The organism is Arthrobacter sp. UYCo732, from assembly GCF_040547265.1.
Classification (GTDB): Bacteria; Actinomycetota; Actinomycetes; order Actinomycetales; family Micrococcaceae; genus Arthrobacter.
The window spans coordinates 102,046-123,446 of the sequence record NZ_JBEPPJ010000009.1 but is presented as its reverse complement, the minus strand read 5'-3'; the positions used below and the strand labels follow the sequence as shown (position 1 = coordinate 123,446).

The 21,401-nt window shown below is 66.1% G+C and carries 21 protein-coding genes; 11 read left to right on the top strand and 10 right to left on the bottom strand.

The window, feature by feature from the left end; all coding sequences use genetic code 11:
- Nucleotides 1–23: 23 nt before the first annotated feature.
- Both ABIB45_RS13435 and ABIB45_RS13430 read left to right on the top strand, forming a co-directional pair.
- Nucleotides 24–1,427, top strand: coding sequence for a class I adenylate-forming enzyme family protein (locus ABIB45_RS13435; RefSeq protein ID WP_354216355.1), 1,404 nt, complete (start codon nucleotides 24–26; stop codon nucleotides 1,425–1,427).
- 42 nt (nucleotides 1,428–1,469) lie between these two features.
- Nucleotides 1,470–2,645 carry a thiolase family protein gene (locus ABIB45_RS13430; RefSeq protein ID WP_354216375.1) on the top strand — a complete coding sequence of 392 codons (1,176 nt, stop codon included), beginning with the start codon at nucleotides 1,470–1,472 and terminating at the stop codon, nucleotides 2,643–2,645.
- Nucleotides 2,646–2,676: 31 nt separating this feature from the next.
- On the opposite strand, the gene ABIB45_RS13425 is transcribed toward ABIB45_RS13430, so the two are convergent.
- From ABIB45_RS13425 to ABIB45_RS13415, 3 genes are read right to left on the bottom strand one after another with little or no spacing between them, the layout of a single operon-like run.
- The gene (locus tag ABIB45_RS13425; RefSeq protein ID WP_354216354.1) at nucleotides 2,677–3,300 is read right to left on the bottom strand and encodes an energy-coupling factor transporter transmembrane component T family protein; all 624 of its coding nucleotides are present in this window, start codon (nucleotides 3,298–3,300) and stop codon (nucleotides 2,677–2,679) included.
- Nucleotides 3,297–4,013 (bottom strand): energy-coupling factor ABC transporter ATP-binding protein, encoded by a 717-nt coding sequence (locus ABIB45_RS13420; protein ID WP_354216353.1) that lies wholly within the window; start codon nucleotides 4,011–4,013, stop codon nucleotides 3,297–3,299. Before ABIB45_RS13420 ends, ABIB45_RS13425 begins: the two co-directional genes overlap by 4 nt.
- A 7-nt stretch (nucleotides 4,014–4,020) precedes the next feature.
- Nucleotides 4,021–4,653, bottom strand: coding sequence for a biotin transporter BioY (locus ABIB45_RS13415; RefSeq protein WP_354216352.1), 633 nt, complete (start codon nucleotides 4,651–4,653; stop codon nucleotides 4,021–4,023).
- A 273-nt stretch (nucleotides 4,654–4,926) separates the two neighbouring features.
- Here ABIB45_RS13415 and ABIB45_RS13410 point away from each other — a divergent pair, with 273 nt between their 5' ends.
- A complete protein-coding gene (locus ABIB45_RS13410) occupies nucleotides 4,927–6,525 on the top strand; it encodes an ABC-F family ATP-binding cassette domain-containing protein (RefSeq protein ID WP_354216351.1) in 1,599 nt (532 codons plus the stop codon).
- Here the strand turns inward: ABIB45_RS13410 and map are convergent.
- The 4 genes from map to ABIB45_RS13390 all read right to left on the bottom strand — a co-directional run bounded on the left by map (nucleotide 6,522) and on the right by ABIB45_RS13390 (nucleotide 8,995).
- Nucleotides 6,522–7,301 (bottom strand): type I methionyl aminopeptidase, encoded by a 780-nt coding sequence (gene map, locus ABIB45_RS13405; RefSeq protein WP_354216350.1) that lies wholly within the window; start codon nucleotides 7,299–7,301, stop codon nucleotides 6,522–6,524. The genes ABIB45_RS13410 and map overlap by 4 nt on opposite strands.
- Before the next feature lie 75 nt (nucleotides 7,302–7,376).
- Nucleotides 7,377–8,270, bottom strand: coding sequence for an SURF1 family cytochrome oxidase biogenesis protein (locus ABIB45_RS13400; protein ID WP_354216349.1), 894 nt, complete (start codon nucleotides 8,268–8,270; stop codon nucleotides 7,377–7,379).
- Nucleotides 8,271–8,546, bottom strand: coding sequence for a hypothetical protein (locus tag ABIB45_RS13395; RefSeq protein WP_354216348.1), 276 nt, complete (start codon nucleotides 8,544–8,546; stop codon nucleotides 8,271–8,273). It abuts the gene before it with no gap.
- Complete coding sequence (locus tag ABIB45_RS13390) at nucleotides 8,543–8,995, bottom strand: DUF3099 domain-containing protein (RefSeq protein ID WP_354216347.1); 453 nt, start codon at nucleotides 8,993–8,995, stop codon at nucleotides 8,543–8,545. The genes ABIB45_RS13395 and ABIB45_RS13390 overlap by 4 nt, the downstream gene beginning before the upstream one ends.
- Before the next feature lie 145 nt (nucleotides 8,996–9,140).
- Here ABIB45_RS13390 and fabG point away from each other — a divergent pair, with 145 nt between their 5' ends.
- Both fabG and ABIB45_RS13380 read left to right on the top strand, forming a co-directional pair.
- On the top strand, nucleotides 9,141–9,866 hold the full coding sequence (gene fabG / locus ABIB45_RS13385; RefSeq protein ID WP_354216346.1) for a 3-oxoacyl-ACP reductase FabG: 726 nt from the start codon (nucleotides 9,141–9,143) through the stop codon (nucleotides 9,864–9,866).
- Between the two features lie 127 nt (nucleotides 9,867–9,993).
- A complete protein-coding gene (locus ABIB45_RS13380; protein WP_354216345.1) occupies nucleotides 9,994–10,746 on the top strand; it encodes an SDR family oxidoreductase in 753 nt (250 codons plus the stop codon).
- Between the two features lie 139 nt (nucleotides 10,747–10,885).
- Here ABIB45_RS13380 and serB read toward each other — a convergent pair whose 3' ends face one another.
- Nucleotides 10,886–11,779, bottom strand: a complete 894-nt coding sequence (serB, locus tag ABIB45_RS13375; protein WP_354216344.1) for a phosphoserine phosphatase SerB — start codon at nucleotides 11,777–11,779, stop codon at nucleotides 10,886–10,888.
- A gap of 143 nt (nucleotides 11,780–11,922) precedes the next feature.
- On the opposite strand from serB, the gene ABIB45_RS13370 reads away from it, so the two are divergent.
- The 5 genes from ABIB45_RS13370 (at nucleotide 11,923) to lplAB (ending at nucleotide 15,903) form a co-directional block, all read left to right on the top strand.
- Complete coding sequence (locus ABIB45_RS13370; protein ID WP_354216343.1) at nucleotides 11,923–12,708, top strand: ABC transporter ATP-binding protein; 786 nt, start codon at nucleotides 11,923–11,925, stop codon at nucleotides 12,706–12,708.
- 15 nt (nucleotides 12,709–12,723) lie between these two features.
- Nucleotides 12,724–13,509 (top strand): sulfite exporter TauE/SafE family protein, encoded by a 786-nt coding sequence (locus ABIB45_RS13365; RefSeq protein WP_354216342.1) that lies wholly within the window; start codon nucleotides 12,724–12,726, stop codon nucleotides 13,507–13,509.
- 7 nt (nucleotides 13,510–13,516) lie between these two features.
- Nucleotides 13,517–14,341 (top strand): TrmH family RNA methyltransferase, encoded by an 825-nt coding sequence (locus ABIB45_RS13360; RefSeq protein ID WP_354216341.1) that lies wholly within the window; start codon nucleotides 13,517–13,519, stop codon nucleotides 14,339–14,341.
- 105 nt (nucleotides 14,342–14,446) lie between these two features.
- Nucleotides 14,447–14,704 carry a type B 50S ribosomal protein L31 gene (locus ABIB45_RS13355; RefSeq protein ID WP_024365679.1) on the top strand — a complete coding sequence of 86 codons (258 nt, stop codon included), beginning with the start codon at nucleotides 14,447–14,449 and terminating at the stop codon, nucleotides 14,702–14,704.
- A gap of 107 nt (nucleotides 14,705–14,811) precedes the next feature.
- On the top strand, nucleotides 14,812–15,903 hold the full coding sequence (lplAB, locus tag ABIB45_RS13350) for a lipoate-protein ligase LplAB (protein WP_354216340.1): 1,092 nt from the start codon (nucleotides 14,812–14,814) through the stop codon (nucleotides 15,901–15,903).
- Between the two features lie 19 nt (nucleotides 15,904–15,922).
- Here lplAB and pepN read toward each other — a convergent pair whose 3' ends face one another.
- Both pepN and ABIB45_RS13340 read right to left on the bottom strand, forming a co-directional pair.
- Nucleotides 15,923–18,541, bottom strand: coding sequence for an aminopeptidase N (gene pepN, locus ABIB45_RS13345; protein ID WP_354216339.1), 2,619 nt, complete (start codon nucleotides 18,539–18,541; stop codon nucleotides 15,923–15,925).
- Nucleotides 18,542–18,606: 65 nt separating this feature from the next.
- Nucleotides 18,607–19,611: a YeiH family protein gene (locus ABIB45_RS13340; RefSeq protein WP_502909183.1), complete on the bottom strand. Its 1,005-nt coding sequence runs from the start codon at nucleotides 19,609–19,611 to the stop codon at nucleotides 18,607–18,609.
- 191 nt (nucleotides 19,612–19,802) lie between these two features.
- Between ABIB45_RS13340 and ABIB45_RS13335 the strand changes: the two genes are divergently transcribed.
- On the top strand, nucleotides 19,803–21,359 hold the full coding sequence (locus tag ABIB45_RS13335) for a circularly permuted type 2 ATP-grasp protein (protein WP_354216337.1): 1,557 nt from the start codon (nucleotides 19,803–19,805) through the stop codon (nucleotides 21,357–21,359).
- Nucleotides 21,360–21,401: the final 42 nt, after the last annotated feature.

The window sequence follows — 21,401 nt, the reverse complement described above, 5'->3', positions numbered from 1 at the left end:
GCCCGGCCGGTAAAGTTGGGAAGATGCCTTTTCTCGACAAAATCCAGCGCTGGGCTGACGAACGCCCCCATGACACTGCCGTCGTGGTTGCGGGGCGGCGGGTGGGCTGGGCCGAGCTTCGCGACGCCGCCACGGCCGCTGTTCCCGCTGCGGCAGCGGTTACGGTCCTGGCCGAGCCCAACTCCGTCGAGTTTGCTGTCCGGTTCGCCGCGGCCGTGGCCGGGGAGCGGCAATGCGCCGTCCTGGACCCTGCATGGCCGGAGAAACTGCTGCAGGAACTCAGGGAGCGGCTGGACGGCGCAGTACAGCCGGGCGGGATAGCGGCATCGGATGCTTTGGCTGACGGCCCGCCGGAATCGACCTTCCTGATCGGCCTCACCTCCGGCACCACCTCCGTGCCCAAGGCGTTCACCCGTTCGAGGCAGTCGTGGCGGAAGTCCTTCGAGGCGTCCATTGCATTCTTTGGCCTCCGGCAGGACGACGTGACGCTGGCGCCCGGCCCCCTGGCAGCCAGCCTTAACCTCTACGCTCTGGCGGAGTGCCTTTACGCCGGCTCGCAGTTCCAGACGCTGGAGAGCTTCGACGTCGGTGGCGCCCACGCCGCAATTACGCACGACGGCGTCACCCGGCTGGTTCTGGTGCCCACCATGCTGCGGCTGCTGAGCGAGCGCGGGCTCACCGGTGGTGTGGACGCTTCCGGCGTGGGTTCCATCATCTGCGCGGGTTCAAAACTTGATGCCAGGACGCTCAAAGCCGCCCGCAGGTGGGCGCCAAACGCAACGATCTATGAGTACTACGGCGCGTCCGAACTGAGTTTTGTCTCCGGTGCCGGGCTGCCCGCCGGGGAGCTTGACGCCGGCGGCACCGGAATCGGCCGTGCATTCCCGGGGGTTGAAGTCAGGATCCTCGACGACGTCGGTTCCACGCTGCCGGACGGGGCCCCGGGGAACATCTGCGTGCGCAGCGGCATAGTGAGTAACGGCTACCTTTGGGGCGATGACGGCCAGGCCCTGCGGTCATTCGACGGCTGGTTCACCGTGGGGGACCAGGGGTATCTTGACGGCGGCGAGCTGCACATCCTGGGCCGTCGTGCGGACATGATCCTCACCTCGGGGAAGAACGTCTATCCGCACGAGGTGGAGCTGGCGCTGGCGTCCGTTCCCGGTGTTGCGGCGGCTGTGGCAGCCGGGATGCCGGACGATATCCGGGGCCAGCGCGTGGTGGCGGGCGTGGTTCCGGCCCAAGGCGGAATCAGCGCAACGCAGCTGAGGGCCGGCCTCGAAAACATCTTGGCGCGCGACAAACGCCCCGTGCAGTACTTTTCCCTGACCGAACTGCCCACCACGGACCGCGGCAAGGTCAGCCGGAACATGCTCCTTGACTGGATCAACGGGGATGACCAGCGCGTTCGTCGCCTTGGACTCTAAACGTTGGCCGCTGAAACCGTGAACTCTGCAACCGTGGGCCCGATGCTCCTGCCTGCCGACCGGCAACCGGTGATCGTCGCGGCGCGGCGCACCGCGGTCTGCCGCGCCAACGGGCCACTCAAAGGCCTGCGGGCGCACCAACTCCTGGCGCCCGTCCTGCAGCAACTGCTCAGCGACAGCCAGGTGTCCCCGGAAGCAGTGTCCGACGTGGTGATCGGAAATGCCGTGGGCGGCGGCGGCAACGTGGCCAGGCTGGCCCTGCTGGAGGCGGGGCTTCCAGTCAGCGTTCCCGGCCTGACCGTGGACCGGCAGTGCGGCTCGGGCCTGGACGCGATCGTCATCGCCGCCAGGATGGTGGCGGCCGGGGGGAACCAGGTCTATCTCGCCGGGGGGGTGGAAAGCATCAGCACCGCTCCGCTGCGGGCGTACCTGAACGACGACGGCGAGGCCGACTTTTTTGCCCGGGCCCAGTTTGTGCCACACAGTTATGGCGACCCGGACATGGGGGTGGCTGCCGAGAATGTGGCCGCCCGCTTCGCAATCAACCGGCAGCGGCAGGATGCCCTGTCGCTGCGCAGCCACCAGCGCGCCCTGGCCGCGGCCGTGGCGGGCCACTTTACTGGCGAGATCACCGCGCTGGAGACCTCCACCGGAACGGTCAGCGCGGATGACGGACCGCGGCGGGGACTCAACGCGTCAGTGCTGGCCCGTTTCCCGGCTGCCTTTGTGGACGGCGGGACTGTCACCGCCGGGAACTCATGCTTCGACGCGGACGCCGCCTCCGCCGTCCTGATCACTTCCCTGGCACGCGCCCGCGAGCTCGGTGCGGCCGACGGCCTGGTGGTGCTGGCCACGGAGACGGCAGGGGTGGACCCGGAGTTGCTGGGCATCGGCGCGGCGGTTGCCGCCGAGCGGATGCTGGCGGCCAGCGGAATCCCGGCCGGCGGCGTGGACCTGGTGGAATTCAACGAAGCCTTCGCGTCACAGACCCTCGCCTGCCTGGACCAGCTGCACATCGATCCGGAGCGGGTGAACCTCGACGGCGGGGCGTTGGCGCTGGGCCACGCGTACGGAGCCTCGGGAGCAGTGTTGGTGACCCGGCTGCTGGCCCAGGCACGGCGCGCCAGGAAGCACGGCGCCCTGGCTCTGGCCATGATCAGCATCGCCGGGGGCATGGGGACCGCCGCGCTGCTGCGCTACGAAGTTATCAGCAGCTAAGGCCCGCCAGCACCTGCTGCCGGTCAGGCCTTCACTCGTCGGCGTCACCGAGTCCGCGGGCCGCCAGCGCCTCGCCGGTTTGGCGCGCAAAGGCCACAGTGGTGATAAAAACGGGCAGCACCAGCGCCCGCGGATTCCGTTCCAGCCCGCGTGCCCGGGCAGAATCCCGGACGTCCGCGAATGTCCCGGCGATGTACGGGATGCTCCGCAGCATCACGCCGATGGTCAGGGCGAAACGCTCGGGATCGGCACCGAAACGGCGGAACGGCATGGCAAGCGACACCACACCATCCAGCAACCGCTGCATGGGGGTGGTGGCCGTTAACAGGGAGGCAGCCACCACGCACACCAGGATGTTCAGGACAATCCGGGCCGCCGTTGGTCCGCCAAGCTGCCACCACTGAAACAGGCCGATCACCAACAGGACAGCCAGCAGCGGGCGGATTGCAGCCAAGAGCCGGCGCGGGCCAGCCCCGGTCAGCAGGTACAGCCCGCACATCACCGCGAGCACGGCGGCGGACACGAGCCAGTCCACGATCAGGAACGATGCCAGACTGCAGCCCACCACCAGAAGGAATTTCAGGGATAGCGGCGCGCGGTGGATGACTGAATTGCCCGGTACGTAGTTGGCCAGCAGGAAGCCGTGCCCCCTCACGTCGCGGCCAGCCCGGAAGCGCACAACGCCCGGTAAGTACTCACCGCAGCCGCCGGGCCACCATCGAACACCACACGCCCGGCCTCAACCACCAGTACACGGTCCATTTCCAGGGAGAGTTCGAGATCGTGGGTGGACATGATGATCTGCTGTTCGAGGCCGGACAGAGTGCGGCGCAGGAGCTCACGGTTCCGCAGGTCCAGCAGGGTGGACGGTTCATCCAGTACCAAAACCGTCGGATTCACGGCCAATACAGCAGCCAGCGCCATGAGCTGGCGTTCGCCGCCGGAGAGCTCGTAGATGCTCTGGTCCGCGAGGCCCAGGAGCCCGAACCGGTCCAGGGCGGCCTCTGCGAGGCTCCGGCGTTCCGTCCCGTTGCGGACGGACCGCCGGAGCGACAGTTCAACATCCTCCCGCCCCGTGGGCATGACCAGCTGGGACAGCGGATCCGTGAAGACGAACCCCACCTGTCTGCGGACAGCCCGGACCGCCCGGACGGTGTCGGCACCGTCCACCGTCACCGTGCCCGACGTTGGCAGGACCAGGCCGTTGAGCAGCCGCAACAGGGTTGATTTGCCGGACCCGTTGGCACCGATCACACCGATGCGCCGTTCAGTAAGCTCCAGCGTGACGTCGGCCAGCAGGGTTTTGGGTTCCGGGCGGCTGTCGACGGTCACAGCGACTGAGGCGTGCCGGAAGGAAATGGTTGCCATGGCTGTGTTAGGCGTTGATCCGCGCGACCCGGCGCACCAGGAGGTCGGGGAAAGCCCGGTGCAGGGCAACGGCGATTACGGCGGCGAGGGTGTTCTTAATGATGTCGCCGGGGTAGAAGACCAGGTCGGCCAGGAAAGCCTCGCCCAGTGTGGCCTTAGTGTTCACCGCCATACCCAGGACGCCCAGCGTATGCACCAGGGAGATGCTGGTGACTGTAGCTGCCAGGAAAAACCACAGCGCCCGGGCCCGTGATGTGCGCCGGATAACCACCGTGGCCAGCCAGCCCACCAGTGCCGCGGCGAGGGGGAAAGCGATGATGTAGCCGGCAGACGGCCCGGCCAGGATACCCAGGCCACTGCGGCCCTGGCTGAAGATTGGCAGTCCTGCCAGTCCCAGCAGCGTGTAAAGGCCGACAGCGGCGAATCCCCGTGTGGGACCCAGCATCAGTCCGGTGAGCATCACCGCGAGGGTCTGGAAAGTAATAGGCACGCCAAACACGTTCGCGGCGATGCCGGGGACCAGCGCGGAGGCGGCAACCAGGGCGGCAAACACGGCGATCAGGCCGAGGTCGGTAGCGTTCCAGCGGCTGCGGGCGGGGGATGAAACGGGGCCGGTGGCGGCAGTGTCAGTCTGGCTCATGGGGAGTCCTATCGGGTGTTGTCCAAACAAAGCATGGGGATGATCCTGACGTTACCGGCCGCCGTCGGGCCCTATTTTGTAGGGGATGTACTAAGCGGACGGCTGCTGGCTGACGGCTCGGCACAAAGGGCGGCCGTGAGGGCCGCGGTTACGGTGTGTAGTTGTGGCCGGTAGACTTGGAAAGGCCGTTCTGTCCGGCCATTCTGCCCGGCTGCTACCAGACACCATCCGTTGAGCTGCGGCGCTTCCCTGTTGTGAAAGGCCTTACCTGCTGTGATTACTGTCCAGGATCTTGAACTGCGCGCCGGCGCCCGGCTCCTCATGGACCAGGTGAGCTTCCGCATTGACAAGGGCGACAAGATCGGCCTCGTGGGCCGCAACGGTGCAGGCAAGACGACCCTGACGCGGGTCCTCGCCGGCGAAGGCCTGCCGGCAGCGGGCAAGGTCACCCGCACCGGCGAGATCGGCTACCTCCCGCAGGATCCCCGCACTCCGGACATGGAACAGCTCGCCCGCGACCGCATCCTGGCAGCCAGGGGCCTTGACGTCGCTGTCGGAAAGCTCCGGAAGGCGCACGATGAGATGGCCAGCGACGACGCGGACATCCAGCGCAAGGCCATGAACCGCTACGACCGGCTGGAGTCCGAGTTCCTGGCCGCCGGTGGCTACGCGGCGGAGGCCGAGGCTGCGGCGATCTGTTCCAACTTGGCCCTGCCGGACCGTATCCTCAACCAGCCGCTGAAGACCCTCTCCGGTGGCCAGCGCCGCCGCGTAGAACTGGCCCGGATCCTTTACTCCGACGCCGAGACGATGCTGCTCGATGAGCCCACCAACCACCTTGATGCCGACTCCATCGCGTGGCTGCGCGAATTCCTCAAGAACCACCAGGGCGGCCTGATCGTGATCAGCCACGACACGGAACTGCTAGAGGCCACCGTTAACAAAGTCTTCCTGCTGGACGCCAACCGCGCCCAGATCGACTTCTACAACATGGACTGGAAGCGCTACCTGACGCAGCGCGAAACGGACGAGCGCGCCCGCAAGCGTGAACGCGCCAACGCCGAAAAGAAGGCCCAGGTCCTCTTCGACCAGGCCAACAAGATGCGTGCCAAGGCCACCAAGGCTGTTGCCGCGCAGAACATGGCCAAGCGGGCCGAGCGCCTGCTCAGCGGACTGGAAGCGGTCCGCGAGAACGACCGCGTGGCCGCCCTGCGGTTCCCGGACCCGTCGCCCTGCGGCAGGACCCCGCTCACGGCCGAGGGCCTCAGCAAGTCCTATGGTTCGCTTGAAATCTTCACCGACGTTGACCTCGCGATCGACCGCGGCTCCAAGGTGGTCATCCTGGGCCTCAACGGCGCCGGCAAGACCACCCTCCTACGGATGCTGGCCGGCGTGGACAAACCGGACACCGGAGAAGTTGTTCCCGGCCACGGTCTCAAGATTGGCTATTACGCCCAGGAACACGACACCCTGGACGTGAGCCGGACCGTGCTGGAGAACATGCGCTCCTCCGCCCCGGACATGAAGGACGCCGAGGTCCGCGGCATCCTCGGTTCGTTCCTGTTCTCCGGCGACGACGTCGACAAGCCCGCCGGCGTCCTCTCCGGCGGCGAGAAGACCCGCCTGGCCTTGGCCACCATCGTGGCGTCCAGCGCCAACGTGCTCCTCCTCGACGAGCCCACCAACAACCTGGACCCAGCCAGCCGCGCCGAAATCCTCGGTGCCCTGCGCAACTACAGCGGCGCCGTCGTCCTGGTCAGCCACGACGAAGGTGCAGTGGAAGCCCTCAATCCTGAGCGCGTTGTCCTGCTGCCTGACGGCGTCGAAGACCACTGGAACGAAGACTACCTGGACCTCATTACCCTCGCTTAGGCCATAACGCCGGGCAAAGTGAGGATTTCGGCTCCGTCGTTGGTGATGGCGATGGTGTGCTCACTGTGTGCTGTCCGGCAGCCTGTTGCACTTCGGAGCGTCCACCCGTCCGCGTCTGTGACGAGCTCGGCGGTGTCGGCCATGACCCACGGCTCCAGTGCGAGCAGCAGCCCGGGACGCAGTTGGTAGCCGCGGCCCGGCCGTCCGGTGTTTGGAACGTGCGGGTCCTGGTGCATCGTCGATCCGATGCCATGACCGCCGAACTGGGTATTGATCGGGTAGCCCGCCTCGGTGAGGACCAAGCCGATGGCATGGGAGATATCGCCGATGCGGGCCCCGGGTCCGGCAGCAGCTATCCCTGCGCTCAAGGCGCGCTCGGTCGCGCTGATCATCGCGACGCTCTCCGGCGGCTTTGAATCACCCACGATGAAGCTGATGGCAGAGTCTGCGGCGATTCCCTGCCTGGAGACGGCGAGGTCGAGGGTCAGCAAGTCGCCGTCGGCAAGCGAGTAGTTGCGTGGCAGTCCATGGAGCACGGCGTCGTTGACGCCCGTGCAGATGTAGTGTCCGAATGGCCCGCGCCCAAAGGACGGCGCGTAATCGACATAACAGGAAAGCGCGCCCGCCTCGACGATCATGGCCTTTGCCCACAGGTCAATGTCCAGAAGGTTCGTGCCCACCGTGCTGCGGCTCTTCAGCGACTGCAGGATGTCAGCGACCAGTGCGCCGGCCGCTTTGGCCCGGGCCACTTCGGCGGGGTTCAGGATCTCGATCATGCGGCGCCCTTCTTAGTCATCCAATACCATCCAGCACGCAGCAAAGTTAACGGAACCGACGGGGCAGGGCAAGCTTCAGTACCCTTGCGCATCCAGGAGGGCGTCTTCCTCTTCTTCGGAGGTGGCCCGCTTGCGTTTGCGGGCAACCGGGGCACGCCGGCGGGCTGCCGCGGCGGCGGAGTGCACGGGGCTGCCTGAGTCCCGCGGCCCGGCTTCACTGTTATTCTCGCCTTCGGCGTCGATAGCGGCGTTGCGGGCCTGCTGCCGGGCGGCATAGCCGAAGCCCACAAACATGAGGACACCGAACGCGAACCACTGCAGCGAATAGGAGAGGTGCGTGCCCTCCTCCGTGGCCGGCTTCGGGAATGGGAACGGCGCGTCGGCCGGGGCAGGGGATTCGGAGGCCAGTTGGCCGTAGGCCCCGGTAAGGACCGGGTACCCCAACTGGTCTGCATACGTGGGCAGGTCGATGGAGGCGAGCTGGCCGTCGGGCGCGCCGCGGTCCAGTTGGGGCTCGCCATGCCTAAGCCTGACGATGGCTGTCACGGAACCGGACGGCGGCGCCGGGATGGAGTCAGGACTCCCCGGATTCTTGTTGCCGATCGGCAGCCATCCCCGGTCCACCACCACCGCCTCGCCGGACACGAGCTTAAACGGAACAACCACCTCGTACCCCGGCTGCCCGTTCAGCGGACGGTTCCGGACAATCCGCTGGCCATCAACGTCGTAGGTGCCTTTGAGCTCCACCTGCGTCCATTCCTTGGCGGGGTCCAGCCCCGAGAATTCTTCCCTGGCCTGGTCGAAGGAGATGGGAGTGGCGGAATAGTTGGTAAGGACGCGGTTGATCTCGGCAAGGGTGTCGGCGCGGCGGTCCATCTGCCACCGGCCCAGGAACACACAGGCGGCGGCGAAAATGGCGGCCAGCAGCAGGTAACCCAGCCATTTGCTGGAAAAGAGGAAGCGGTACATTCAGCCGTCCTGCCCCACCGGCGTCTGGCCTGATTCGTGCCCCGAAGGCAGGACAACGGTTTCCTTCCAGAGCCCGCGGGTCTGCAGGTAGTCCTCCAGCCACTCACGGTGCTCCGCGCAGGCCAGCCAGATTTTTCGGCGCTCCGGCGTATGGATCTTGGGGTTGTTCCACAACAGCTGCCATGACGCCTCGGAGCGGCAGGCCTTCCGGGAGCAGGGGGCAGCTGTGGCCGGCGAGGGGCCGGGGGTGCCTGCGGCCAGGTCGAAAATGTTCATGAAGCCCGCCGTTCCTGTCCGTGCGTGGGATCGTCGTCGTCATCCGTCAGTTCGCCATCTACCAGTTCGCCCTGCAGCACTGCGGACGGGTTGGCGTCGTTCTGCTCCGGCTGCCAGGCAGTGCCTTCCAGCTCGGCAAGCGGCGCGTAGTCGAGGAGCGAGTCGCTGTGGACCTCCGCTTTGTCGCTGCCGTTGGCTATGACCACGGCTATCCAGGGGAGGAATACCGCGCCGGCAACCATCACCAGCTTGAACCAGCCGTCCACCACAAAGATGAGGATGAGGCAGACCATGCGGATACCCATGGCCAGCGCGTATTTCATCATGCGCCGGTGCATGTCCTCGGAGTGGGCTGTTCCGGCGTCAGTAATGCTGTGGACACCGGTATCGCCGGAGAACCGCTGGGGGTCGCCGGGCACGGAATGTCCAGCATTGTTTTTACGGGTCACGGCTGATTGATCACGCTCCAAAGGCTTGCCCCTATTCTCCCACCAACGGCAGACGCACCCAAACGGAGGCTAAGATCGGAGGCAGTAAAAATCCCCCACCCGTCTCTACCGCGGTGCCTCCTGCCGCAGAATTCCGGAGCGTCTTATGTCTGAAGCAGCCGCCACCGCCCGCAGCGTCCTGATCACCGGAGGCAACCGTGGCATTGGCCTTGCCATCGCCGAGGCGTTCCTGGCCAATGGCGACAAGGTGGCCGTAACGTACCGGAGCGAGTCTCAGCTGCCGGCCGGGATCCTTGGCGTGAAGGCTGACGTCACAGACGAAGCATCAGTCGATGCGGCCTTTACCGAGGTCGAGGCAGCCCACGGTCCGGTGGAAGTCCTGGTGGCGAACGCCGGGATTACCAAAGACACACTCCTGCTGCGCATGAGCGAGGACGACTTCACCTCCGTGATCGATACCAATCTGACCGGCGCATTCCGCGTCATCAAGCGTGCGTCCAGGGGCATGATCCGCCTGCGGAAGGGCCGCGTAGTCCTGATCTCCTCAGTGTCCGGGCTGTACGGCGCCCCGGGGCAGATCAACTACTCCGCGTCAAAGGCCGGCTTGGTGGGTGTGGCCCGCTCCCTGACCCGGGAATTGGGTTCCCGCGGAATCACGGCCAACGTTGTGGCGCCTGGCTTCATCAACACTGATATGACAGCCGAGCTTCCCGAAGCAACCCAGAAGGACTACCTTGCCGGTATCCCGGCCGGCCGTTTTGCCGAGGCCTCGGAAGTAGCGAACGTGGTCCGGTGGATTGCCAGCGACGAGGCAGCCTACATTTCCGGTGCTGTCATCCCGGTGGACGGCGGCCTGGGCATGGGCCACTAGCAGGCCTGCGCCAAACTAGCCGGACTCCTCTTATTTGTGGGGGTCGCACAAGCGGACGCGGGGCCCGCGCTGGCATGATGGACTGCAGACCCCAAGCGATTTAGACATATCAAACAAAGGAGCCCGTGTGGGACTGCTGGACAACAAGACTGCCATCGTGACCGGATCCTCGCGGGGGATCGGTGCCGAAGTGGCCAAGATCCTGGCCGGCGAGGGCGCCGCCGTGGTGGTCAACTACCGCCAGAAGGCGCCGCGCGCCAACAAAGTGGTCGCGGGAATTGAGGCTGCCGGCGGCCGCGCCACGGCGGTCGGGGCTGACCTGACCACCCTGGAAGGCGTGCAGGCGCTGGCCAGTGCGGCAATGGAGAACTTCGGTTCACTGGACGTGCTGGTGCTTAACGCGTCCGGCGGCATGGAATCCGGCATGGAGGACGACTACGCGCTGAAGCTCAACCGCGACGCCCAGGTCAACATGCTCAACGCTGCCGTGCCGCTGATGAAGGAAGGCTCGCGCGTGGTCTTCGTGACCAGCCACCAGGCCCACTTCATCAACACTGTGCCCACCATGCCGGACTACGAGCCCGTCGCCCGCAGCAAGCGTGCCGGCGAGGACGCGCTGCGTGAACTCCTGCCCAACCTGGCGGAAAAGGGCATCTCGCTGGTGGTCGTTTCGGGTGACATGATCGAGGGCACCGTAACCGCCACCCTGCTGGACCGCTCCAGCCCCGGAGCCATCGAAGCCCGCCGCGCCGAGGCCGGCAAGCTCTACTCCGTGGAGGAGTTCGCTGCGGTGGTGGCAGGCATGGCCACCGCGGACGTCGAATCCGGCCACACGGAGTACGCCGGCGGCGCCGACTACTTCGGCAAGGGCGCCAACTAACTCAGGCCCCCGCCAGATGGCATGTCGCGGCAGTGTTCCTTGGCGAACACTGCCGCGAACTGCCCGGGCGCCCGCACCCTTACCCCGCAAGCCCGGTCAGGGAAGGCGTCGGGCTTGGGCCCGTCTCGCTTTAAAGGAATCAGACGCCGGCGATGTGCCTCACTGCGTCGAGGTAGGGCATGTTGATGGCGGAATCCGCCACGGCCCGCACCGCCGGTTTAGCGTTGAACGCCACCCCGATCCCGGCGGCCCCGAGCATATCGAGATCGTTGGCGCCGTCGCCCACCGCGATGGTGTGTTCCATCGCAATTCCCTCGGCGGCAGCCCAAGCGCGCAGGTACTTTTCCTTCGCGGCCCGGTCGATCACAGCACCGAGCACCTTGCCGGTGAGGGCGCCGTCGACGATTTCAAGCTCGTTGGCGATCCAGTAGTCCAGGCCCAGGTCCTCGGCGATCGGACGCAGGATCTGGTTGAATCCGCCGGAGACCACCGCCACCACGTGGCCTGCAGCCTTGAACGCTGCCACCAGTTCGGCAGCACCCTCGCTGAGCATCACTTCGGCCCGGACGGATTCGACGACGGCGGCCGGCAGGCCTGCGAGTACCGCCACCCGCGCGTGGAGGCTCTGCGCGAAATCCAGTTCCCCCCGCATGGCGGCTTCGGTGACCGCAGCAACTTCCTCTCGTTTGCCGGCGTATGCCGCCAGGAGCTCGATAACTTCCTGCTGGATCAGCGTTGAGTCCACGTCCATGATCAGGAACTTCCGCTGAGCCTCGCGCAGCCCCGCTGGAACGATAGCGGTGTCCAGCCCGTCCTGGGCCGCGTCTGCTACCGCCCGGCGGAGGGCGGCGATACCGGCGGTTGTGCCGTCGGCCAGGGCCAGCCCCATAGTGTGGACCTCGAACCTGCTGTCTCCGCCCCGCGCTTCCGACCCGACTGTGGCGCCGTTGCCAGCCAAAAGGGTGCGCAGGCGCCCGAGCTCGGAGTCAGTCAGTTTCGGGCCGTAGCTGACCGCAGTCACGTTCGGAGTCATGGCTGCAATAATAGCCAGCGCGGAGCGGGCGCCCGAATTCGTGGCGTGACATGGAATCAGTGGCAGTGCGGCGGTCCGGGCGTCCGCCGCGGTGGGGGTATCAGTTATCAGTCGGCCCCCGTTTTGTCCTAGTGTCTACTCCTATGAGTGAAGTTCTTGAATTGGCCGCCGTCAGCGTTGTCCGTGGGGCAAAGAAGCTCCTGAACAAGGTGGACTGGCAGGTCAGGGAAGGTGAGCGTTGGGTCATTCTTGGCCCCAACGGCGCCGGCAAGACCACGCTCCTGCAGATCGCCGCTGCCCGGCTGCACCCCTCCAGCGGCAGAGCCAGCATCCTGGACGAACTGCTCGGCGCGGTGGATGTGTTTGAACTCCGTCCCCGTATCGGGCTGTCCTCCGCGGCCCTGGCCAACCACATCCCCGAGGCTGAGACCGTCCTGAACGTTGTGGTCACGGCCGCTTATGGTGTGACGGGCCGTTGGCGTGAGGGCTATGAGCGGGCCGACGAGCGCCGCGCCTTCAGGCTGCTCAATGACTGGGGCATGGGGCCACTGCTAAACCGTAAGTTCGCGTCCCTGTCCGAGGGGGAGCGTAAACGCGTCCAGATTGCCCGTGCCCTGATGACGGATCCCGAACTCCTCCTGCTGGACGAGCCGGGCGCCGGCCTGGATCTGGGCGGACGCGAAGACCTGGTGCACCGCCTCAGCGAGCTTGCCCGCGACGAGACGGCGCCGGCCATTGTCCTGGTCACCCACCACCTTGAAGAAGTTCCGCCGGGCTTCACCCATGCCATGCTGCTTCGGGAGGCCAATGTGGTTGCGGCCGGCCCCCTCGCCGAGGTGCTGACCGCGGGGAACCTCAGCGAGACGTTCGGCCTTGCGCTCGATGTGACTTCCAGCGCGGGCAGGTACACCGCCGCCGCACGCCGCTAACGCGGTCCCGTCGCGGTGGAGCTTCTCAGCAGCATCCTTGTGTTTTTTGCCGGCCTGTGGGCCGGCACCATCAATGCCGTCGTAGGCTCCGGCACCCTGGTCACGTTTCCCGTCCTCATCGCCCTCGGCATCGCCCCGGTAACAGCTTCCATCAGTAATGCCATGGGGCTGGTGGCAGGCAACGCCGCCGGTGCGTGGGGATACCGGAAGGAACTCAAGGGCCGGGGCCAACAGCTCCTCAGGCTTCTGCCTGCCTCGCTGCTCGGCGGCATCAGCGGCGCCTGGCTGCTGCTGAACCTGCCGGAAAAAGTCTTCTACTACGCCGCTCCGGTCCTGATTGTGCTGGCGCTGCTGATGGTGGTCTTCCAGCCCCGGCTCCAACAGTGGGTGCGGGCCCGGGAGGAAAACCCCGAGCACGCCCTCAAGGACAAGGGGCACGGCCTGTTGTTGATCGTGCTGGTGTACCTGGCCGGCGTGTACGGCGGCTACTTCGTGGCAGCCCAGGGCATCCTGCTGGTGGGCATCCTGGGCGTCTTCATGACGGGGACCATCCAGAACGCCAATGCCATGAAGAACATCCTGGTCCTGGGTGTGAACATCGTGGCGGCTGCGTCATATCTGTTGTTCGCCTTCGGCCGCATCAACTGGGCGGTGGTGGCCATCATCGCTCTCAGCTCCCTCATTGGCGGCGTCATCGGTTCGAAGATTGGCCGCAGGCTGTCCCCGCCGGTCCTTCGCGGAGTGATCTTCTCTCTTGGCCTGGTGGCGCTGGGCTTTATGATCGCCAATCTGCTGAAATAATCTTCCGGTGACAATCCACTATCTTGAATCGGCCGGGGATCCCCGCGTTTCCGACTACACGCAGCTGACAGACGTGCATCTGCGCAAGCTCCGCGAACCGGCTGAAGGCATGTACATCGCCGAATCCTCCCGGGTCCTGCGCCGTGCGCTGGCCGCGGGCCACCGGCCGAGGTCCTTTTTCCTGGCGAAGAAATGGCTGGCTGACCTGCAGGACGTCCTGAGCGCCCACCCGGACGTGCCTGCGTTCATTGGCAGCGCCGCGCTTCTCGAAGAAATCACCGGCTTCCACCTGCACCGCGGGGCAATGGCCGCAATGCAGCGGCCAGAGCCCGTACCCCTTCGCGAACTCCTGGCGGACGCACGCCGGGTCGCCGTCCTCGAGGACATCGTGGACCACACCAACGTTGGCGCTATTTTTCGCTCCGCCGCGGCCCTGGACATCGATGCCGTCCTGATTTCACCCCGCTGCGGTGATCCGTTGTACCGGCGCAGCGTCCGGGTGAGCATGGGCACCGTCTTCCAGGTTCCGTGGGCGAGGCTGGAGTCCTGGCCTCAGGACCTTGCGATCCTCAAGGAGCACGGCTTCACCGTGGCCGCGTTGGAACTGACGCAGGACGCGGTCGACGTCGACCTCGTCGCCGCCCGCAATCCAGACCGCCTAGCCTTGGTGCTCGGCACCGAAGGCGCCGGCATGAGCGCAGAAACGCTCACCGCCGTCGACCTAGCGGTCAAGATCCCCATGCGCGCCGGTGTGGACTCTCTCAACGTCGCTGCCGCCTCGGCTGTGGCTTTCTGGGAGCTGCGGCCGCGCGGTTCGCAGGGTTCACGTTGATCCGCTATTATTAACAGCTGGCTGTCCTGCGGTTTCTGCAGCGGCCGCCATCCCATTCATACCTGGCAGCTGGCAAAATCCAGTTGTGCGAACAAAGGTCCCATTATGAAGTCTGATACACACCCGAAGTACGAAGCTGTTGTTTTCAACGACCTGGCTTCCGGCGTCAAGTTCCTGACCAAGTCCACCGTGTCTTCCAAGAAGACCATCGAGTGGGAAGACGGAAACACCTACCCGGTTATCGACGTCGAAATCTCCTCCGAGTCCCACCCGTTCTACACGGGCAAGCAGCGCATCATGGACTCTGCAGGCCGCGTCGAGCGCTTCAACGCTCGCTTCAAGGGCTTCGGCGGCAAGAAGTAATTCACTTCAGCCCAAGCTTCTTTGGAAAGCCCGCACCGGCAACGGTGCGGGCTTTTCGCGTTCCTGGCGTTGCGTAACCACGTGCGGTGTGGGGCAGGATAGTGTGCATGACGCTCACACCAGAACCAGCTGAAGACCGCTCCGGCCGCCGCCACGGCGAGTACAAGGTACCCGGCGGCAAACTGGTGGTGGTGGACCTCGCCGTCGTGGACGGCTTCCTGGCGGAGGTGTCCGTGAGCGGCGACTTCTTCCTGGAGCCGGACGAGGCGCTTCCTGAGATCAACCGGGCCCTCAACGGACTGGCGGAGACGACGACGGCGGCCGAGCTGTCCGCGGCGGTCAGCGACTCCCTGCCGCCCGGGGCCGTCCTGTTCGGCTTTACCGCCGACGCAGTTGCGGTCACCGTCCGCCGTGCCCTGGCGCAGGCGACGTCCTGGTCGGACCATCACTGGAGCATCATCGCGCCCAGGGTGCTGCCCACCCACCTCAATGTTGCCCTGGATGAGGTCCTCACCGAAGAGGTGGGCGCTGGCCGCCGCAACCCCACGCTGCGGTTCTGGGACTGGGAGGAACCGTCGGTGGTCATCGGCAGCTTCCAGTCGGTCCGCAACGAACTGCACCCTGACGGCGTGGCCCGGCACGGCATCAGCGTGGTCCGCCGGATCAGCGGCGGGGGAGCGATGTTTATGGAGGCCGGCAACTGCATCACCTACTCGCTTTATGTGCCGCAGACTCTTGTGGACGGAATCAGCTTCGCGGACTCCTATGCCTTCCTGGATGCCTGGGTGATGGCCGCGCTGGAGAAGCTCGGCATCACAGCCTTTTATGTGCCCTTGAACGACATCGCCACGGACCAGGGCAAGATCGGCGGGGCCGCGCAGAAGCGCCTGGCCAACGGCGGCATGCTGCACCACGTCACCATGAGCTACGACATGGACGCTGACAAGATGGTCGAAGTCCTGCGCATCGGCAAGGAAAAGCTCTCGGACAAGGGCACACGCAGTGCCAAGAAGCGCGTGGATCCGCTCCGGCGCCAGACGGGGCTCGCCCGCACGGAGATTATTGCTGCCATGACGGAAGTATTCACGGAACGCTACGCGGCCACTCCGTCGGAACTGACCGGCGCCGAACTGGCCGCCGCCCGCGACCGGGTGGCTGCCAAGTTCGGCACTGAGGAATGGCTGCACCGCGTCCCCTGACGGGGCGGCTTCCGGCGAACTACTTCAGTTGTGCGGTGAGCGCCCGCAGCAGATGGCTGCGCTGCTCCACGATGATCCTGCGCAGGCCGCCGGGAGCATCGGCGTTTGCATCCAGCCAGGCGTCGGTGCGGCGTACCACCGCTTGTTCCGCCGGCAGGGTGCCATCTTCCGGCAGGTCCGGCGCCGGCGGGTAAAGACCCCGCACGATCCGGCTGGCGATCTCGATGCTGCGGTTGGCCCACACGTCGCGCAGGCACTCGAAATACGGTTCCACATAAGGGTCCAGCAGTGCGGCGGGAGCGGTGGTGAACCCGGCGATGGTGGCGCTGAGGAGTTGGTTGGACAGCTTCGTTCCGTGAACGGCATCCTGCCAGGTGGCCGCTTTGACGTCGGGATCCGGACGGGCTGCGAGCGCCGTTGCGTGGCCAGCCTGGCCAGAGGCGGTGGTGTCCCGCGCCAACTCGGCGCCCAGCTCGGCCACGGTGGCCTGTCCATTGGCCGCCAGAGCGTGCCAGATGTTCCAGCGCAGCTCCGCGTCCACCTCCAGGCCGTTGACCGCCACAGGGCCGTCCAGGAGTCGCCTGAGCCGCGTCATGAGGGCGGCGTCATGCTGGCTGACGGCCGCCACCGTCCGCGCCCATGCCAGCTGGTGGTCGGAGCCTGGATCGGCTTTGCCAAGCTGGGCGTCGGCCGCGGCCAGGAAGGCGCTGCGTGCCGCCCCGCGTCTGGTTGGCGCGGTGTAGCGTTCGACGGCGGTGGACGCGTTCTGGAGGATGTTCAGCAGCACGCCGATCCCGGTCTCGGACGGACCGAAAGCGGTCACCGCGTCAACGTAGCGGGTGGCCGGGCTTTCCCCGTCACGGGCAGAGTTCCACAACGCCGTCCAGCACAGGGCACGTGCCATGGGGTCGGTAAGCCGGTCCAAAGATGCCCGCACCGTGGCTTCCGATGCCGGGTCGAGCCGGACCTTCGCATAGGTCAGATCCTCGTCGTTGAGCAGCAGCAGCTCAGGCCGGGGCTGGCCGGCGAGCCCAGGCACCTCGGTTCTGCGGCCCACTACGTCAGTTTCGATGCTGCCGGTCCGGACCAGGGCGCCGGCGTCGTCCGTGTTGTACAGGCCCACCCGGAGCCGGTGCGGCCGCAGCTCCTCCCGTCTGGTAACCGGGTCCAGCGCATCCTGGACGATTGTCACCGAGCCCAGGACGCCGTCGTCGGCCGTTATTTCCCAGGACAGCGTGGAGATGCCGGAGGTCTGCAGCCACTGCGTTGCCCAGCCGGTCAGGTCCCGGCCGGAAGACGCGCCCAGGGCGGCCAGCAGATCTGCCAGAGTGGTGTTTCCGTACGCGTGGTCGCGGAAATACTGCCTGGCACCGTCGATGAACGCGTCAAACCCCACGTAGGTCACCAGCTGCTTGAGCGCGGAGGCGCCCTTGGCATAGGTGATGCCGTCGAAGTTCTGCTTGGCGGCCTCGAGGTCGGGAATGTCCGCAACGATCGGGTGGGTGGTGGGCAGCTGGTCCTGGACATAGGCCCAGGCCTTGCGTTTGTTCGCGAAGCTCACCCAGGCTGTCTCCCATGCCGTGGCCCGGTCAACGCCCAGGGTACCCATGTAGTCGGCAAAGGATTCCTTGAGCCACAGGTCGTCCCACCACTGCATGGTGACCAGGTCCCCGAACCACATGTGCGCCATCTCATGCATCAGGGTGTTCGCGCGCGCCTGGTATTGGGCGTCGGTGGCCCGCGACGTGAAGACGTAGCTTTCGGTGAAGGTGACAAGTCCCGGGTTTTCCATTGCGCCCAGGTTGTATTCCGGCACAAAGGCCTGGTCGTACTTGCCCCAGGGGTAAGGGAAGCCAAAGAGCCTGTTGAAGAAATCCAGGCCGCTCTTGGTGAGGCCAAAAAGGACCGCGGGATCGAAGGAATCCGCCATGGAAGCCCGGCAATACAGTGCCAGCGGCAGCTCCAGCTGCGTACCGTCGTCGAGCGTTGCGCTCCAGTGGTCCTGGGCTTTGACGTAGGGGCCGGCGAGGACGGTGGTGATGTAGGTGGACATCGGTTTGGTAGGGGCGAAGTCCCAGCGGCTGGTGTCCGGATCGCCGGCCAGTTGGGTGCGGGCGGCCTCGGCCCCGTTGGAGGCGACTTCCCAGCCCGCCGGTGCCATCACATGGAACGTGAATACGGCTTTAAGGTCCGGCTGCTCGAAATTGGCGAACACGCGCCGCGCATCGGCCGGCTCGTACTGCGTATAGAGGTAGCACTGCCCGTCGGCGGGATCGACGAAGCGGTGCATGCCTTCGCCCGACCGGCTGTACAGGGCGGTGCCGGTAACGGTGACCTGGTTCTCGGCCTGCAGGTTGTCGAGCCGGATGCGGGACCCGTCCAGAACGTCCACCACCGGCAACTCCTCGCCGTTGAGGAGCACGCTGTGGACCTCGCCGGAGATGAAATCCAGGAAGGTGGACGCTGTCAGGCCCTGGCCGGGCTCCGCTGCGGAGAAATTGATGACGCTGCGGCTGGGGTACCCCGCGACGGCCGGATCCGCGGCCTGCCTCACGTCCAGGGAAACGTCGTAGCTGTGCGTGGTGATCAGCGCTGAACGTTGGGCGGCCTCGCTGCGCTGCAGATTCTCATGTGACACTCAGCTATCTAATCACGGGAGCCTCTTGCGGATAGCGGCTGACGCCCCGGGGCGAGGGCTGGCGGTCAGGCAGTGATTACCAAAGCCGCTCCCAAGCCCAGCAGGGCGATCAGGAGCCACGCCGCGAGCGCGGCCAGCAGCGCCCGGGCTCCGGTGTGCAGGAGGGTACGGATCCGCACGGCCGAACCGAGCCCGAACAGCGCCGCGCCCAGCAACACGTCCTGGAGCCCGGCGCCTGCCTCGAGCCAACCCGTGGCCAGCCAGCCCGTGGACCGGAGCGCCACCATGGCCACGAACCCGATCACGAACAAGGGGATCACGGGAGGCAGCGACTGCTGCTGCTTCTGCGGGGACACGCTGGCGCGGTGGTGCACGCCTGCCACTGCCACCACCGGTGCCAGCAGCAGCACGCGCGTGAGTTTGACGATGACGGCGATCCCCAGTGCCGCCGTGCCTGCGGTCTGCGCTGTGGCCACCACCTGGCCGACATCGTGGACTGAGGCCCCGGTCCAGGCTCCGAATGTCACCGGGCTCAGCTGCAGGGGATGCATCAGTAGCGGCAGCAGTCCGATCGCCAGCGTGCCGCAGAGTGTCACCAGCGCGACTGGAAGGACGGTGTCTGCATGCCGGATGCGGCGTACTGCAGCCATGGCGCCGATCGCTGACGCGCCGCAGATGGAAAAGCCGGTGGCCACCAGCAATGCGGTCTCGCGAGGCAACCGGAACAGCCGGACCAGCAGGTAGGTGCCGCCGAAGCTCAGCAGGACCACAGCGGTGATCAGGACCATGGCCAGCCAGCCCAGGCCCAGGATGTCCATGATGCTCACTTTGAGGCCCAGCAGGATGATTCCGCCCCGCATCAGGTGCTTGCCCGCGAAGTCCAGGCCCGGCCTTGCCCGCCCCGCGATCCAGACTGCCGTCCCGGGCAGGTTCGCGGCGAGCAAACCCAGGGCCACGGCAACTGTCATCGCCGGAAGGGCTGGCACTGCGGCATGCACGGCGAAGGCACCGCCCAGGGCGATCGCAGCCGTCAGGAGGCCGGGAAGGAGCCTGTCCACATCACCCGGCAGCCAGCGGCGGCGGGGTCTAAGGCCGCGGCCACCATTCCATCCGGTTCCGGAGTTCCCGGGATTAGTCTTCTCTGCCACTCACCTACCTTGCCGGATGGCGCGCGAATTCCACGAACCGGCGCATGTGCCGCAACACGCCACAATGGATGGCGGTAATGATTTCGAAACAAAAAGATGGTTGGCTAAAGGACATGTCAGACCTATTCCAGGATTACTCCGTGGCCGCCGGGCGAACCGGCGCTTACGACGAGATGTTCGCCCCAGGCCAGGAAGCCCGCGACTCGTATGCGGAGGTGGCGGACGCGCTCCGCAAGCTGTCCCTCGCCGATGTCAGTGCACGGGCGGACTCGATGGCGCGGACGTTCCTGGACCGCGGAGTGACCTTTGACTTTGCGGGGGAGGAGCGGCCCTTCCCCCTCGATATCGTGCCGCGGGTTATTCCCGCGGATGAGTGGACCGTGCTGGAAAAGGGTGTGGCGCAGCGCGTCCGCGCCCTTGAAGCCTTCCTCAACGACGTCTACGACAAAATGAACGTGGTGGCCGATGGCGTGATCCCGCGCCAGCTCGTCACCACCAGCGCACACTTCCACCGCCAGGTGCAGGGCTTTGACCCCGCCGGTGGGGTCCGGGTCCACATTTCCGGGATCGACGTGGTCCGCGACGCGGCGGGGACGTTCCGCGTCCTGGAGGACAATGTTCGGGTGCCGTCCGGGGTCAGCTACGTGCTGGAGAACCGTCGTGCCATGGCCAAAGGCCTGCCTGAAGCGTTCGGCCAGCAGCTTATCCGGCCGGTGGAAGAGTACCCGCGACGGCTGCTGTCGGCGCTGCGCAAAACAGCGCCCGCCGGCGTCGACGATCCCACGGTAGTTGTCCTGACGCCCGGCGTCTTCAACAGCGCCTACTTTGAACACACCCTCCTGGCGGGGCTGATGGGCGTAGAACTCGTGGAGGGCCGTGACCTCATCTGCCGCGGCAACCGCGTCTACATGCGCACCACGGCCGGGGAGCAGCGCGTGGACGTGATCTACAAACGCATCGACGACGAATTCCTGGACCCGCTGCAGTTCCGCTCAGACTCCATGCTCGGCTGCCCCGGCCTGGTCAATGCTGCACGCGCCGGCGGGGTGACCATCGCCAACGCCGTGGGCAACGGCGTGGCCGATGACAAGCTTGTCTACAGCTACGTTCCGGACCTCATCCGCTACTACCTCAGCGAGGAGCCCGTCATCGCGAACGTGGACACTTTCCGCCTCGAGGAAAAGGAAGCCAGGGAGTACGTCCTGGACAACATCGCTGAACTGGTGGTGAAGCCCGTGGACGGTTCCGGCGGCAAAGGCCTGGTGATCGGGCCGGATGCCTCCAAGGACGAACTGGAAGCCCTGCGCCAGCGGGTCATCGCCGATCCACGCGGCTGGATTGCCCAGCCGGTCCTGCAGCTTTCCACCGTCCCCACCCTGGGCGGGGACAAGTTCGGCCCCCGGCACGTGGACCTTCGCCCCTTCGCAGTGAACGACGGCGACGACGTCTGGGTGCTGCCCGGCGGGCTCACCAGGGTTGCACTCAAGGAAGGCTCCCTGATTGTGAATTCCAGCCAGGGCGGCGGCTCAAAGGACACCTGGGTGCTGGCTGGTTCGCCCCAGGTGCCCGTGGAGACGGTTCCGCGGCCGACGATTTCCCTCCGCGAGCGGGTATCGGTCTGGCCAGTGGAAAGCAACTGGCGCGACCGCCAGCCGGAGCAGCAGCAGTGAGCCGGGCTTTGGAACCGGCGCAATCACCCATGGGTTCATCCC

Coding starts and splice junctions, on each gene's coding strand:
- ABIB45_RS13435 (WP_354216355.1), top strand. CDS start 24: ATGCCTTTTCTCGACAAAATCCAGCGCTGGGCTGACGAACGCCCCCAT.
- ABIB45_RS13430 (WP_354216375.1), top strand. CDS start 1,470: ATGCTCCTGCCTGCCGACCGGCAACCGGTGATCGTCGCGGCGCGGCGC.
- ABIB45_RS13420 (WP_354216353.1), bottom strand. CDS start 4,013: ATGGCAACCATTTCCTTCCGGCACGCCTCAGTCGCTGTGACCGTCGAC.
- ABIB45_RS13415 (WP_354216352.1), bottom strand. CDS start 4,653: ATGAGCCAGACTGACACTGCCGCCACCGGCCCCGTTTCATCCCCCGCC.
- map (WP_354216350.1), bottom strand. CDS start 7,301: ATGATCGAGATCCTGAACCCCGCCGAAGTGGCCCGGGCCAAAGCGGCC.
- ABIB45_RS13400 (WP_354216349.1), bottom strand. CDS start 8,270: ATGTACCGCTTCCTCTTTTCCAGCAAATGGCTGGGTTACCTGCTGCTG.
- ABIB45_RS13395 (WP_354216348.1), bottom strand. CDS start 8,546: ATGAACATTTTCGACCTGGCCGCAGGCACCCCCGGCCCCTCGCCGGCC.
- fabG (WP_354216346.1), top strand. CDS start 9,141: ATGTCTGAAGCAGCCGCCACCGCCCGCAGCGTCCTGATCACCGGAGGC.
- serB (WP_354216344.1), bottom strand. CDS start 11,779: ATGACTCCGAACGTGACTGCGGTCAGCTACGGCCCGAAACTGACTGAC.
- ABIB45_RS13370 (WP_354216343.1), top strand. CDS start 11,923: ATGAGTGAAGTTCTTGAATTGGCCGCCGTCAGCGTTGTCCGTGGGGCA.
- ABIB45_RS13355 (WP_024365679.1), top strand. CDS start 14,447: ATGAAGTCTGATACACACCCGAAGTACGAAGCTGTTGTTTTCAACGAC.
- lplAB (WP_354216340.1), top strand. CDS start 14,812: ATGACGCTCACACCAGAACCAGCTGAAGACCGCTCCGGCCGCCGCCAC.
- ABIB45_RS13335 (WP_354216337.1), top strand. CDS start 19,803: ATGTCAGACCTATTCCAGGATTACTCCGTGGCCGCCGGGCGAACCGGC.